At 67.7% G+C, this 14,057-nt stretch carries 12 protein-coding genes; all 12 read left to right on the forward strand.

Annotation, left to right across the window (positions count from 1 at the left end; genetic code table 11):
* Positions 1-92 precede the first annotated feature (92 nt).
* The 12 genes from ROZ37_RS07655 (at position 93) to ROZ37_RS07710 (ending at position 14,049) form a co-directional block, all read left to right on the forward strand.
* A complete protein-coding gene (locus tag ROZ37_RS07655) occupies positions 93-980 on the forward strand; it encodes an SDR family NAD(P)-dependent oxidoreductase (protein WP_312658666.1) in 888 nt (295 codons plus the stop codon).
* Positions 981-1,021: 41 nt separating this feature from the next.
* On the forward strand, positions 1,022-1,804 hold the full coding sequence (locus ROZ37_RS07660) for an SDR family oxidoreductase (RefSeq protein ID WP_312658668.1): 783 nt from the start codon (positions 1,022-1,024) through the stop codon (positions 1,802-1,804).
* Positions 1,805-1,825: 21 nt separating this feature from the next.
* The gene (locus ROZ37_RS07665; protein ID WP_312658670.1) at positions 1,826-2,911 is read left to right on the forward strand and encodes a phosphotransferase family protein; all 1,086 of its coding nucleotides are present in this window, start codon (positions 1,826-1,828) and stop codon (positions 2,909-2,911) included.
* A 36-nt stretch (positions 2,912-2,947) separates the two neighbouring features.
* Positions 2,948-4,180: an acyl-CoA dehydrogenase family protein gene (locus ROZ37_RS07670; protein ID WP_312658671.1), complete on the forward strand. Its 1,233-nt coding sequence runs from the start codon at positions 2,948-2,950 to the stop codon at positions 4,178-4,180.
* Between the two features lie 69 nt (positions 4,181-4,249).
* Entirely contained in the window at positions 4,250-4,993 is a 744-nt protein-coding gene (locus tag ROZ37_RS07675) for a glucose 1-dehydrogenase (protein ID WP_312658672.1), read from the forward strand.
* A gap of 33 nt (positions 4,994-5,026) precedes the next feature.
* Positions 5,027-5,785: an SDR family oxidoreductase gene (locus ROZ37_RS07680; protein ID WP_312658673.1), complete on the forward strand. Its 759-nt coding sequence runs from the start codon at positions 5,027-5,029 to the stop codon at positions 5,783-5,785.
* 293 nt (positions 5,786-6,078) lie between these two features.
* Entirely contained in the window at positions 6,079-7,224 is a 1,146-nt protein-coding gene (locus tag ROZ37_RS07685; RefSeq protein WP_312658674.1) for a hypothetical protein, read from the forward strand.
* A 110-nt stretch (positions 7,225-7,334) separates the two neighbouring features.
* Entirely contained in the window at positions 7,335-8,705 is a 1,371-nt protein-coding gene (locus ROZ37_RS07690; RefSeq protein WP_312658676.1) for a phosphotransferase family protein, read from the forward strand.
* A gap of 13 nt (positions 8,706-8,718) precedes the next feature.
* A complete protein-coding gene (locus ROZ37_RS07695) occupies positions 8,719-9,600 on the forward strand; it encodes an alpha/beta hydrolase (RefSeq protein WP_312658677.1) in 882 nt (293 codons plus the stop codon).
* A 92-nt stretch (positions 9,601-9,692) separates the two neighbouring features.
* Positions 9,693-10,832: an acyl-CoA dehydrogenase family protein gene (locus ROZ37_RS07700; RefSeq protein WP_312658678.1), complete on the forward strand. Its 1,140-nt coding sequence runs from the start codon at positions 9,693-9,695 to the stop codon at positions 10,830-10,832.
* A 107-nt stretch (positions 10,833-10,939) separates the two neighbouring features.
* Positions 10,940-11,716, forward strand: coding sequence for a tyrosine-protein phosphatase (locus ROZ37_RS07705; RefSeq protein WP_312658680.1), 777 nt, complete (start codon positions 10,940-10,942; stop codon positions 11,714-11,716).
* Between the two features lie 110 nt (positions 11,717-11,826).
* Entirely contained in the window at positions 11,827-14,049 is a 2,223-nt protein-coding gene (locus tag ROZ37_RS07710; RefSeq protein WP_312658681.1) for a CoA transferase, read from the forward strand.
* The last annotated feature ends 8 nt before the right edge of the window (positions 14,050-14,057 follow it).

The raw sequence follows: 14,057 nt of genomic DNA on the forward strand, positions 1-14,057 counted from the left end.
TGGATGCGACGACGTAAGACGGCGCAACGACACTCGTCTTGCCGGGCGTGTGCGTCCCTCCAACGTGCTGGCCGCTCAGTGGAGATCTGCGAATGCGTTTTGAACTCGGTGGAAAGACAGCGCTCGTCACGGGTGCCGGTAGTGGTATCGGGCGGGGTGTGGCCGAAGTCCTCGCCGGCCGCGGAATGAAACTGGTGCTCGCCGATATCAACGAAGAGTCCCTGGCGGACACGGTTGCGAGCCTCAACGCTGCCGGCGCGACCGCGATTGCGGCGCGCCTGGATATCCGCGACGCGGCCGCCTGGGAGGCCCTGCTCGACCGCGCCGAGCAGCAGCTGGGCCCCGTCCAGTTGCTGTGCAACGTCGCCGGTGTCACCGCAGCGCCGGGGCCGTTGCTCGACATGCCGTCCCAGGCGTGGCACTGGGTGATCGAGACCAACCTCAACGGCACGTACAACGGCGTGATGGCGGTTGCGAGACGCCTCAAGGCGCAGCACTTGCCCGGTCACATCGTCAACACGTCTTCGACCCAGGGATTGTTCGGCGCGCCGGGGTTCGCCGCGTACAACGCGTCCAAGTTCGCGCTCATGGGATTGTCCGAGACGCTGCGCATCGAACTGGAGCCGGACGGGATCGGCGTCTCGGTCGTCTGTCCGGGCCCCACGCGCGGAAACATCCTCGCCAACTCGGCACGAATCGCTCCGCATCTCGTGAAGACGGATCTGCCGCGGGTTCGGACGGGATTCAGTCATTTCAAGATGCCCGCCGAGGTTGCCGAGGAAATCGTGCGTGGAATCGAGCGCAACCAGCTGTTCATTCTCACCCACCCGGAATACCGCCCGGTTCTCGAGGCGCGCTGGGAGGCCCTGAACGTCGCGTTGGGCAGCGACGCCGATGCCGGCGCCACGAGCAACGTTGTCGAAAATGAGGCCGCCAGCGTGGCGGCCTACCAGAACGCGATGCCGCGGGCGCGAGCCTGAGGCGCTTCGCGTCGCCAGCAACGATCAAAGAAGGGGATGACATGCGTTTCGAAGGAAAGACCGTCGTCGTGACCGGAGCCGGGACCGGCATCGGCGCCGCTGCCGCAGGAATGTTCCTGGACGAGGGCGCCGAAGTGGTCGCGGTGCAGAACGTTTCACCGGCGCCGCACGCCTCGCGACGCGTCTCGATGAGCCTCGGCAATGCCGAGTCCATCGCTTCCGCCTGCGAGCAGATGCCGGGGAAGATCGACATCCTCTGCAACATCGCGGGCATGGGCGCGGACGGCAACACGCCCGAGGCCATCATCGGCGTCAATTTCATCGGCACGCGGATGTTCACCGAACGCCTGATCGAGCGCATCGCTCCGGGCGGCTGCGTGCTGAATACCGCGTCGGTGGCGGGGCGCTTCTGGCGCAGCAAGATCGAGCTGGTACGCGAGATACTGGAGATGCGCCGCTTCGAGGATGTGGCGCCGTTCTGGGCCGCCCACCAGCTCGAACACCAGATGAGCTATGCCCTCGCGAAGTCTGCCGTCGTCGCATGGACGATGAAGCTGGCGCAGACCCATGTCCGGACGGGCCCGCGCTTCAACGTGCTGAGCCCGGGGTTTACCGACACGCCGATGCTCAAGCGTGCGTTCGCCAGTGCCAACGAGTCGGTCAAGCAGCTGGCCAAGTCCAACAACAGCATCAGCGCCCCCGAGGACGTCGCACGGATCGCGGTGTTCCTGTGCTCGGACGAAGCGCGCGTGATCAACGGCGCCGACATCCTGGCCGATGCCGCCCTGATGGCGACGATGAACTGTCGCGAGTACGCGATCTAAGCATTCGTGGACGGGCACGTCATGGCGATCGATCGACAACGACTGTTTTCGGGGACGGAGTCCCCGCCCAAGCATCTCGCGCTCGATGTTCCTGCGCTGGCCGCCTACCTGTCGGACAAGGTCGACGGATTAGGGGCCGCCTTCACGGTGGAGAAGTTCAAGGGCGGGCAGTCGAACCCGACCTACAAGCTGACCAACCCGCAAGCGGATGTCAGCGCGGTTCTGCGCCGCCGCCCGCCCGGTCAGCTACTCGCCTCGGCCCACGACATCCAGCGGGAGTACCGGGTCATCTCCGCACTTGCGCGAACAGGCTTTCCCGTTCCGCATCCCTACCACTACTGTGCCAACGAGAGCGTCATCGGCTCCTCGTTCTACGTGGTCAGCTACAGCGCGGGCAGAATCTTCTGGGAGGCGGATATCCCGGGCACACCGGCGCCGGAGCGAGCGGCGATCCATGACGACATGGTCGCCCGCCTGGCGGAGCTGCACGGCCTCGACTATCGCGCGCTCGGCTTCGAAGACCTGGGTCGCGCCGGCCACTATGCCGAGCGCAATTTCGCGCGGTGGTCGAAGGTGTACGAGCAGTCGAAGCTCGTCGACATCCCCGATATGGACTGGCTGATGCGCCGGCTCCCGGCGCTGATGCCGCGCGAGGAGCGCGTCAGCCTGCTGCACGGCGATTACGGTCTTTACAACATCGTCATCGATCCCCGGCGGCCTCGGGTCAATGCGGTGCTCGACTGGGAGATGTCCACGCTGGGCGATCCCTTCGTCGATCTGGCGCATCACCTGCGCGCCTGGTGGGAACCGGTGGACGAGGTCGGCGGGGCTGCGAGCAGCCTGCGCGGCAAGGATCTGGCTGCCCTCGGCATCCCGACGATGGACGACTACATCGCCAAGTATTGCCGCCGCCTCGGCATCGCGGAGCTTCCCCACCGCGGCTTCTATCTGGGCTACGCCCAGTTCCGCTATGCCGCCATGATTCAGGGCATTCTGAAGCGTGCGGCGATCGGCACGACGTCGAACCGCGCCGTGTTGCACCGGCAGGAGCGGGTGTTCGAAGTCGCCGCGCTCGCGCGTGCGACGCTCGAAGGCCGCACCGCGTGAGCCGCCTCCACCGATGACAATTCCGGAGACTCCCCGATGGGCCTGAGTGCAAGTCCCCGCTCGAAGGCGCTGTGCGAGCGCGTCGCCGCCTTCATGCGCGAGCACGTTTATCCGAACGAAGCGCTCTTCGAGCAGCAGTTGCACGAACTGCCGGACGAGCCGTTCCGCGTGCCGCCGATTCTCGAGACCCTGAAGGCCAAGGCGCGCGCCGAAGGCTTGTGGAATCTCTTCCTGCCGGATTCGGAGCACGGCGCCGGCCTTACCAATCTGGAGTACGCGCCGATCGCCGAAGTCATGGGCCGCGTGATCTGGGCGTCCGAGGTTTTCAACTGCTCGGCGCCCGACAGCGGCAACATCGAAGTGCTCGACCGCTACGGCAGCCCGCTGCAGAAGCGCAAGTACCTGATTCCGCTGCTCGAAGGCCGCATCCGCTCGTCGTACTGCATGACCGAGCCGGACGTCGCGTCGTCCGACGCGACCAACATCGAGACGCGCATCCAGCGCGACGGCGACGATTACGTCATCAACGGCCGCAAATGGTGGATCACCAACGCCTACCACCCCAACAACCGCCTGTACATCGTGATGGGCAAGACCGATCCGTCCGCGCCGCTTCACCGGCAGCAATCACAGATCATCGTCGATCCCGATACGCCGGGAATCACACTCGTGCGCCCGCTCGCGGTGTTCGGCTATCACGACGAGCCGAAAGGCCATGCCGAGATCGTCTTCGAGAACGTCCGCGTGCCGGCGGAGAACCTGATCCTCGGCGAAGGGCGCGGCTTCGAGATCTCGCAGGGGCGGCTCGGGCCGGGCCGCATTCACCACTGCATGCGCATCGTCGGCCAGTGCGAGCGGCTGCTCGAGAAAGTGTGTCGCCGCCTCGTATCACGGACTGCCTTCGGCAAGGCGCTCGCCGAGCAGTCGCTTTGGCAGGAGCGGATCGCCCAGGCCCGCACCGAGCTCAACATGGTCCGTCTGCTGACTCACCACGTCGCGCATCTGATGGACACCGTCGGCAACAAGCAGGCGCGCAGCGAGATCGCGCAGATAAAGGTCGCGGCGACACGGGTCGGCCAGTCGATCGCCGACATGGCGATCCAGGCGTTCGGCGCGGCGGGGCTGTGCGACGACGAAGGGCTCGGATTCGCCTTCGCCCGCATGCGCATGATCCGCATCGCCGACGGGCCCGACGAGGTGCACAACCGGACGATCGCGCGCGAGGAGTTGCGGAAATACCAGGCGGAGCGGGCGGCGGCCGCGGGTTGACCGGGTTCGCTATTTTGATCGCGGCGTGATCCGCGCGGGGGTCGCACAGACGACAACGGAGACAGCGAAGTGGACAAGTTTTTCGATTTCACCGGCAAGGTCGTGCTCGTCACCGGCGGCAGCCGCGGGCTCGGGCGCGCGATGACGCTCGCGTTCGCGGAGCGCGGGGCGGACGTCGTCATCGCGAGCCGCAGGCTCGACGCCTGCAAAGCCCTGGCCGGGGAAGTGCGCGGGATGGGGCGGCGCGCGTTGGCCATCGCGTGCCATGCCGGCAAGTGGAGCGACATCGATGCGCTCGTCGACCGCAGCTATGCGGAGTTCGGCAAGGTCGATGTGCTGATCAACAATGCCGGCATGTCGCCGGTATCCCCGTCGTCGGTGGAAACGTCCGAAGAGCTGGTGGACAAGGTCATCGGGCTTAACTTCAAGGGCCCTTTCCGCCTGTCCGCGCTCGTCGGCAGCCGGATGGCGGCGGGCGCGGGGGGCTGCATCATCAATGTCAGCAGTTACGGCGCGTTCGCGCCGCGGCCCGAGTTCGCTCCGTACGCCGGCGCCAAGGCGGCGCTCAACGTGCTGACCACCGCGCACGCGATCGAATACGCGCCGAAGGTGCGCGTGAACGCCATCCTGCCGGGGAGCTTCCGCACCGATATCGCCAAGCATTGGCCGGCCGACAAGGAGTCGAGGACCGATGCGGTGCTGCGCCGCTTCGGCGAGCCGGACGAGATCGTCACGACGGCCCTGTACCTGGCGAGCCCCGCTTCGAGCTTCACGACCGGAGCGCTGATCCGGGTAGACGGCGGCCGTCCCTGAAAATCGAATCGAATCGAGATCGAGGAGACTGCGATGAAACGCCTGGAAGGAAAGACGATCGTGATTGCCGGCGGCGGAACGGGCATCGGCGCGGCGACCGCGATACGGCTCGCCACCGAAGGCGCGCGGGTCGTGGTCGGCGACCTCTCCGCGGAGCGCGCGGAAAGAGTGGCCGAGCGGATTCGTGCGATGGGCGGCGAGGCGATCGGCCGGGCCTTCGACATGGTGGACGAACCGACGATCGCAGCGCTGATCCAGTCCGCGGTGGACAGCTTCGGCGGGCTCGACGGCATCCATATCAACGCGGCGGATCTCGTCGCGCATCGCCACGATACCGACGCGCTGGACCTGGACATGGCGATCTTCGACCGCGTCATCGCGGTCAACCTGCGCGGCCACCTGCTCTGCACCCGCCACGCCTTGCCGCGCCTGCTCGCGCGCGGTGGCGGCGCGATCGTCTACACCTCGTCCGCGGCGGCTTTCATCGGCGAGCCCAAGCGCGTGTCGTATGCCATGTCGAAAGCGGGAGGACACGCATTGATGCGACATGTCGCCTCCCGCTGGGGAAAGGAGAACATCCGCGCCAATACCGTCGCGCCGGGCATGGTGCCCACGGAAGCCAACTCGAACGCTCCGGCGGAGCGCTTCGAGCGGGCCCTGCGAGGCACTCGAAGCCCTCGACTGGGCATGCCGGAGGATATTGCCGCGATGGTTGCGATGCTGATGTCCGCCGACGGCGAGTGGATCAATGGCCAAGTACTGAGTGTCGACGGCGGTGCCACCATCCGCTAGACGGCATCGGCGGCGCGAACGAACATGAAGCGGCGCGCGCAGGAGAGTCGGAGCACGAGGCCGACCTTCCTGCGAGGTTTGATCAGTATCGTTTGGGAGCGGGCGAGTCCGCGCGAGATCGAAGATCGATACGGTTGCAATGCATACGGTAAGAATGCATACTTAATTCGAGCGCCTGCGGGAGCGGCTGGGAAATGCGGAACGCCGCCGCCGCGGTGGAAAGGCGCCGCGCCATACAGTCTCTGCCAGCGAATCCGTCGTGAGCGACGGTGAATTGCAATCGGGGAATCCAGATGCTGACCGAACTCGACGAAACGCTGCACCACCAGGGCCCGCTGACTTTCGAGCACGTCCTGACGACCGATCACCGCTTCTACGACCGGCAACTGATGGGCGGGTTCCGGCCCGACGGCAGCGCCGCGTTTCTCGCCGGGATCACGTTCTTCAAGAACATGAACGTCGTCGAAGGCTTCGTCGTCGCGCAGTCGCATTCGCGCCGCCAGTACAACCTGCGCCTGTCGAAGCAGTTGCGACCGATGCCCGTCGGCAAGGACGCGGCGATCGGCCCGCTGCGGCTCGAGATCGTCGAGCCGTTCCGCGAGCTGCGCTTTGTGCTCGAACGCGGCGACCACCCGGTCGCGCTCGACATCCGCTTTCACAACGTGCTGCCGCCGCGTCTCGAACAGCCGCATTTCAGCCGGCTCGACGGCCGCGTGACGACGGATTATCTGCGCTACAACCAGATCGGCCGCATGTCCGGCTGGATCGAAATCGACGGCGAGCGCTTCGACGCGGCCGAGTGGTTCGGCTGGCGCGATCATAGCTGGGGCGTGCGGCCCGGCGTCGGCGGGTTCGAGCCGATGACCGGGACGAAGACCGGCGGCGGCGTCGCGTCGGCGTCGCGCACCAATGGCAAGGGCATGTTCCTGCTGCATCAGGGGTTTTCGAACGGGCGCGAAGCCGGTTCGCTGCAGGTCATCGAGGACGGCGACGGACAGCGGATCTACACCGAAGGCGAGGCCGCGCGCGTCGGCGAGGAAGCGGTCCCGATCGCGCGCGTCGATCACGAAATCCAGTTCGTCCCCGGCACGCGCGTCTTCGATCGGCTGTCGGTCGAAATCGGCCTGGAGAGCGGCGAGCAATGGTCGCTGAAGTCGCAGGCGGTCGGGCGGCCCTGGGTCTATCGCGGAGCCGGTTACGAAGGCGGCTTCAACGACGGACAGGGGCAGGGGGTCTGGCGGAGCCAGGATCTGCTCGTCGAAGTCGACAGTTACGACGTCTCCGATCCCGAACTCGTCGTGTTCCCCGACGGCAGCACCGGTCGGCCGAAGCATCGCGAGCAGCTGTCGCGCTGCGAGATCAACGGCGTCCCGGGTTCGGCCTACTCGCCGATGTTCGTCATCGGCGACCATCCCCGCTGGGGGCTGTCCGGCCGGTAACGCGGGCTGCTCGGCGGCGACGTTCAGCACCGCCGGCGCTCGCACTCCACCGGCCCGAACCGTAACCTTGTTCCGACGTTCCGCAAAACGTCGATCTGAGTGAGCACCACATGGACAACAAGCTCCTTTCCGCGAAGCTGCGCAGCGTCGTCTCGGCGCTGCGCGACGACCTCAAACCCGAACTCGGCTCGGCGCAGGCGAAGCTGCGCGCGGAACTGATCGACATGCTGCTGACGCGCCTCGCGGTCGAGATCGAACTCGACGCCGAGAGCGACGCCCACGAACGCGCACTCGGCGGCCTGCTCGCCCAAGTGGCGGCCTCGGGCGACGCGCGCGCCTTCTCGGACGAACTCATCGCCGCCGACCTGCGCGACGCGGGCAAGCGGCGCGAGATCGCCGACCTCGTCGCCGCGGTCGCCGGCTCCGAGCGCAGGTGGCGCTCGGCCGTCGAGGAACAGGTCGTAGCGGTGCAGAACGCGAAGCCGGCCGGGTCGCGGTCGAATGCCGAGCTGGTGGTTCCGCTCGACTCCTTCACCCGCTACCTGAAGAAGCGTTTTCCCGACGACAAGTCGATCGCTGCGGTAAAGCTCACGACCGTCCCCGGCGGCCGGTCGAAAGGCACGATCCTCGCCGAGATCAGCGGCGACGCCGGCCCGCGCTCGGTCGTGCTGCGCAAGGACTTCGGCGTGAATGTCGCCGGCGCGTCGGTGACCTACGAATACCCGATCATCCAGGCCGCGTGGGAGTGTGGGCTGCCGGTGCCGGAGCCGCTGTGGCTGGAGAAAGACCCCGACGCGATCGGCGGGCGCTTCATCGCGTTCTCCCGCGCGCCGGGACGCGCGATGGGAACGCTCTTCGCCAGCGACGCGACGCCTGCGTTCCTGCGCGAGTTCGCCGGCGCGCTCGCCCGCCTGCATTCGCTCGACATCGATGCGACCGGACTCGCCGACCAGCTCTCCCTCGGCCGCGAAGCGCATCCGGTGCGGACGATGATCGAGCAGTTCCGCGAGCGCTACCGCAAGAACGTGCCGCCGACGCCGCTGATGGACGCGGCCTTCGCGTGGCTCGACCTGCAGCTCGATGCGATCGGCAACGAGCGCGCGCTGGTCCACGGCGACGCCGGCCTCCACAACACGATGGGCGAGGGTGACCGCATGACGGCGCTGCTCGACTGGGAGCTCGCGCACGCGGGCGACCCGGCGGAGGATCTCGCCTACTGCAAGTACCTCGTGCAGCGCCTGATGCCGTGGGACGAGTTCATGGCCGCGTATCGCGCGGCCGGCGGCCCGGCGATTTCCGACGAGCGCATCCGCTTCTTCACCGTCTGGCGCACGCTCTACCTGTCGATCCTGACCGGCGGCACGCGGACGCTGTTCGAAAGCGGCGGCGACCAGGACCTGCGCATCGCGGGCATCGGCTATACGACCTTCCCGCGGCAGCTGCGGGATCTCGCCGCAGATCTCGCCGCCTTCACGAGCTGAGCCGGTTCCCGCCATGAAATATTCCGGCCCGACTTCCTACATGTACGGATCGCAGCGGCTGCGCCTGCACTACGTCGATTGGGGCAACCCGGAGGCGCCGCCGCTGATCCTGATCCACGGCTGGCGCGACCACTGCCGCAACTGGGACTGGGTCGCCGAGCAGTTGCGCGACGAATGGCACGTGATCGCCCCCGACTTGCGCGGCCATGGCGACAGCGCGTGGGCGAACGACGGGCAGTATTCGACCACCGGTTACGTGTACGACCTCGCGCAGCTGATCCATCAGCTCCAGCTCGCGCCCGCGAACATCATCGCGCACTCGCTCGGGGGCCACGTCGCGACGCGCTACGCCGGGCTGTATCCCGAGAACGTGCAGCGCCTGATGGTCATCGAGGGCCTCGGCCAGTTGCCGAACAGCCCGGACGAGGGTAAGCCGGAGAAGGTCGTCGACCGCCTGAAAAAGTGGCTCGGGCAGCAGCGCGAGCTGGCGGGACGCGTGGTGAAGCGCTACGCGACGGTCGAAGAGGCGTTCGAGCGCATGCATGCGGAGAACAAGCACCTGGCGCCGGCCCAGGCGCGCCACCTGACGATCCACGGCCTCAATCGCAACGAGGACGGCACGTACAGCTGGAAGTTCGACAACTACGTGCGCGTGTTCCAGCCTAACGACATCCCGTACGCCGAGCTGACCCACCTGTGGAGCCGGATCACGTGTCCGGTCAAGCTGGTGTACGGCAAGGACAGCTGGGCGGGCGACCCGACGCTCGACGGGCGCATGTCCTTCTTCCCGAACGCGACAATCGACCGTTTCGACCACGCCGGCCATTGGGTGCATCACGACCGCACCGAGGACTTCGTCGCGCTCGCGCGGGAGTTTCTCGCGACCCCTGTTTAGAACCATCGCTGCAGCGCGTTCCGGCCGGATCGCGCTGCGACCGGGCGTCCGCCGCCGCACGCCCGCACGCACTACAAGGACGATAAGGAGACATGGCAATGCGCATCGGCTATCTCGAGGAGCACGAGCAGTTCCGTCGCACCGCGCGGGCGTTTTTCGACCGTGAACACGAGCCGCACCTGAAGCGGTTCGAAAAGCAGGGCGGGCTCGACAAGGCGTTCTGGTGCAGCGCAGGGCGTGCCGGGCTGCTCGGCTCGTGCATTCCGCCCGAGTACGGCGGCGCCGGCGGCGATTTCACGTTCCAGGCGATCCTCGCCGAGGAGCTCGGCCGCACGGTCGGGTCCGCGACGACCGGCAGTTCGCTGATGGTCGATATCGCGACCCATCTGCTCGTGCAGTTCGGCAACGAGGAGCAGAAGCGGCGCTACTTCCCGGGCATCCTGAGCGGCGAGATAGCGCAGGCGATGCCGCTGACCGAGCCCAACGCCGGCAGCGACGCCACCGCGATCACAACGCGCGCGGAGCGCGACGGCGACTCCTACGTCATCAACGGCGAGAAGTATTTCATCTCGAACGGCGCGACCGCCGACCTGCTGTACGTCGTCTGCAAGACCGACCCGTCGCAGCGCGCGCGGGGCATGAGCGTGATCATCGTCGACCCGAACACGCCGGGGGTCGAACGGCACAAGATCAAGATGATGGGCTGGGGCTCGGGCGACACCGGCGCGTTGTCGTTCAACGACGTGCGCGTGCCGGTGTCGAACCTGCTCGGCAAGGAAGGGCAGGGGATGGAGATCCTCATGGGCACCTTCCTCGGCGACCGCATGCAGATCGCCGCGCGCTGCGTCGGCGCCGCGAAGGCCGCGCTCGAACTGACGCTCGACTACGTCCGTCAGCGCGTCGTCTCCGGCAAGCGCGTCATCGATTTCCAGAACTCGCAGTTCGCGCTCGCCGAGATCCGGACCGACATCGCCGTCGGCGAAGCCTTCCTCGATACCTGCCTGCTGAAGATGCGGGAGAACAGCCTGACTTTCGACGAGGGCGCGATGCTCAAGCTCTGGACGACCGAGATGGAAGGCCGGGTGATGGACAAGTGCGTGCAGCTCTTCGGCGGCGCGGGCCTGATGGACGACACGCCGATTTCGCGCATGTACACCGCGGCGCGGATCCAGCGCGTGTATGCGGGGACGTCCGAACTGCAGAAAGTCGCGATTTCGAAGGGCATGCTGTAAACACGACGGACCGCGGCCGCCACCGCGGTCCGCCGAATCACCGAATCACCGAATCACCGAATCACCGAATCACCGAATCACCGAATCACTGCCTCCACGGGAAGGTCATGAGTAAGCGCGACGCATTGCTTTTCGAAGGCATCGACAATTTCCGCGACTTCGGCGGTTGCGCGTCACGCCACGGTCGCATCAAGCGCGGGCGGCTGCTGCGCTCGGCGGCGCTCGATCGTGCGAGCGGTGCGGATCTCGAGATTCTCGACGGCTACGGCGTCGAGGTCGTCATCGACCTCCGCGGCACCGCCGAACGGCACGCGTCGCCGTCGCGCCGCTCGCCCGGTTTCGCCGGCAAGGTCATCGAGATGATCGAGACCGAAGGCCACCAGGCACCGCACCTCGGCGTGCTCGAAGCGGGGCCCTTGTCCCCGGCGATGCTCCGCGGCGCGATGACCGCGCTGTACCGGCGCATCCCGTTCGACCCGGCCCACCGCGCGCACTTCAACGAATCCTTCGCGGCGATGGCGCGCGCTGACGCGGCGGTGCTCGTGCATTGCGCCGCGGGCAAGGACCGCACCGGGATTTTCGCGTCGCTCGTGCTCGGTTTGCTCGGCGCGAACCGCGACGACATACACGACGACTATGCACGCAGCGCCGCCGAGCCGCGGCTCAAGGAACGGCTGAGAGAGCGCATCGGCAAGCTCGCCGAATTCAAGGGCCGGGAGATCGACCCCGACGCGATCGACGTCGTGATCGGCGTCGATCCCGCGTATCTCGACGCCGCGTGGGACGAGATCGAACGCCGCTGCGGCTCGCTCGACCGCTACCTCGCGCTCGTCGGCGTGGGGGCGGACACCGCGGAGGCGATCCGGCGCAGGTTCATCGGATGATTCACTGGCGATCCCGTCCGGCCCGCCTTCCGGTCGACATGGTGCGCTGCGGCAGTGACGCGGGCGGAAACGCCCACCGACTGACCCTTTGCGACTGGACAGCCTGACTCATGAACCCGAAGTCGAACCTGCTCGCGGACGTCGCCGTCGTCCATCTCGGCACCGGCATGGCGCCCGCGCTCGTGACCAAGTTCCTCGTCGAGCTCGGCGCGACCGCGACGCGCGTCGAGCCGCCCGAAGGCGATCCCTTCGGCGCGGTGTACCCCGCCTACGACGTCTGGTTGCGCGGAGCGCCGCGCGATGCCGAAGCGCGGCATTCGCCGGAGCGGCTTGCGATGCTGCTCGCCGAGGCCGACCTATGCGTGATCGGCGGCGAGGACTACCCGGGCGTCACGCGGCGACACGACCCAGCGGCCCTCGCCGCGCAGTATCCGCGTCTCGTCGTGCTCGATCTCGAGGCGGCGCCCGCGGCGAGCGAGTTTGCCGGACGGCCCGCCGCCGAAGTGCTCGTACAGGCACGCTCCGGTCTCGTGCACGAGCAATACCTCGACCGCCCGGTGCTGATGGCTTTTGCGCCGGCGAACTACGGGGCGGCGATGCGCGGCCTCGCGGGCGTGCTCGCGGCGCTGTACGAGCGCGAGGCCAGCGGGCGCGGGCAGGTCGTCGCCACGTCGCTCCTCGAAGGCGCGATGACCTGGGCGTGCGGCGGCTGGTGCGAAGTCGAAAAACCGACGCCCTACACCGAGTTCGCGGTGCCGAAGAGCCCGGTCCCGCTGATCTTCCGCTGCGCCGACGGCAAGTTCATCCACCTCGTGATCGGCGCTCATGGTTCGAAGTACCGGATGTACCAGGCGCTCGAAATCGACGACCCGAGCGTCGGACCCGACGACAGCGGCATCCCGAAGCCGACCGCCGACGTGCGCAACTTCTACGGCGACATCGACGTGCTCGCGGCCCACGTCGCGAAGAAGACCAGCGCCGAGCTGCTCGCGCGGATCTGGGAGCGCGGGCTGCCGGCCGAACCCGTGTGGCCGCCGGGGCGCTGCTGGGACGAGCCGCAGGTGCGGCACAACGGCGTCATCGTCGCCGACGCGGACGGCACGCGTCACGTCGGCAACCCCTTGCGCGTCGAAACGAGCCCGGCCCGCGGTCGCGCGTCGCCGAAGTCCGGCGCCCGCCCGCTCGAAGGCGTGCGCGTCGTCGATTTCGGCGCCTTCGTCGCGGGGCCGTTCGCATCTGCGGTGCTCGCGGACCTCGGCGCCGACGTCGTGAAGGTCGAGACGCTTGCCGGCGATCCGCACCGGACGGTGTTCCGCTTCTACACGTCGGTCAACCGCGGCAAGCGCTCGATCGCGATCGACCTCAAGACGCCCGAAGGCCGGCGGGTCGCGCACGAGCTGTGCGCCGGCGCCGATGTTGTCATGAGCAACTTCCGCCCCGGCGTCACGGCACGGCTCGGCCTCGATGTCGACAGCCTGCGCGCGCTCAATCCGCACATCGTCGTGCTCGAAAGCCCGGCGTACGGCGCCGACGGGCCGCTCGCCGAGCGCGCCGGCTTCGACATGGTGATGCAGGCGTACTGCGGCCACGAGTGGCGCGCGGGCGGCGAAGGCCGGGAGCCGATGTGGAACCGCACGTCGATGGTCGACTTCGCGGCCGGTTTCCTCGGCGCGGCGGGAATTCTCGCCGCGCTCTACCACCGGGCGCGGACCGGCGACAGCGCGTTCGTCGTGTCGCCGCTCGTCAATGCCGGGATCTCGCTGCTGGCGGAGCTGGTGCAGCGCGGCGACGGCCGTTTCGAAGGCGCGCCGCCGCTCAACCGATGGCAGACCGGATTTCATCCGGCGGAAGCGCTGTACCGCGCCGCCGACGGCTGGATCGCGATCGCGGTGCGCGGACGGGAGGCGGCAGTCGGGTTTGCCGGCGCACTGGGCCTGACCGGATGGCTCGACGAGGATCCGGCACGCTGGCGCGACGCAGAGGTGGATGCAATCGCGGCGGCTGTCGCGCGCTTGTCGATCGGCGATGCGCTGGCGCGGCTGGACGCGGCCGGCGTATGGGCCGAACGATGCCGGCAGGACATGGCGCGCGAGGTGCTGCACGACCCGGCACTGCACGCGGCGAACGTCGTGCAGATCTCCACGCATCCGACCTTCGGCGAAGTGCGCGAGCTCGGCCCGATGCTGCGGTTCTCCCGCTCGCAAGCCGGGCACCGCCGCCACGCACCGTTGATCGGTGAGGCGTCCGCCGAAGTGCTCGCCGAGTTGGGACGTTCCCCGCAGGACATCGCCGCGCTCGTCGAACTCGAGGTCGTGCGCGCACGAACCCAATAACCGCCGAA

It is taken from the genome of Aromatoleum sp., from assembly GCF_032027225.1.
In the GTDB taxonomy this organism is placed as follows: domain Bacteria; phylum Pseudomonadota; class Gammaproteobacteria; order Burkholderiales; family Rhodocyclaceae; genus Aromatoleum.

Bases quoted from the DNA above. Each gene is read 5' to 3' on its own strand.
- ROZ37_RS07655 (WP_312658666.1), top strand. From the start codon at position 93: ATGCGTTTTGAACTCGGTGGAAAGACAGCGCTCGTCACGGGTGCCGGT.
- ROZ37_RS07660 (WP_312658668.1), top strand. From the start codon at position 1,022: ATGCGTTTCGAAGGAAAGACCGTCGTCGTGACCGGAGCCGGGACCGGC.
- ROZ37_RS07665 (WP_312658670.1), top strand. From the start codon at position 1,826: ATGGCGATCGATCGACAACGACTGTTTTCGGGGACGGAGTCCCCGCCC.
- ROZ37_RS07670 (WP_312658671.1), top strand. From the start codon at position 2,948: ATGGGCCTGAGTGCAAGTCCCCGCTCGAAGGCGCTGTGCGAGCGCGTC.
- ROZ37_RS07680 (WP_312658673.1), top strand. From the start codon at position 5,027: ATGAAACGCCTGGAAGGAAAGACGATCGTGATTGCCGGCGGCGGAACG.
- ROZ37_RS07685 (WP_312658674.1), top strand. From the start codon at position 6,079: ATGCTGACCGAACTCGACGAAACGCTGCACCACCAGGGCCCGCTGACT.
- ROZ37_RS07690 (WP_312658676.1), top strand. From the start codon at position 7,335: ATGGACAACAAGCTCCTTTCCGCGAAGCTGCGCAGCGTCGTCTCGGCG.
- ROZ37_RS07695 (WP_312658677.1), top strand. From the start codon at position 8,719: ATGAAATATTCCGGCCCGACTTCCTACATGTACGGATCGCAGCGGCTG.
- ROZ37_RS07700 (WP_312658678.1), top strand. From the start codon at position 9,693: ATGGCAATGCGCATCGGCTATCTCGAGGAGCACGAGCAGTTCCGTCGC.
- ROZ37_RS07705 (WP_312658680.1), top strand. From the start codon at position 10,940: ATGAGTAAGCGCGACGCATTGCTTTTCGAAGGCATCGACAATTTCCGC.
- ROZ37_RS07710 (WP_312658681.1), top strand. From the start codon at position 11,827: ATGAACCCGAAGTCGAACCTGCTCGCGGACGTCGCCGTCGTCCATCTC.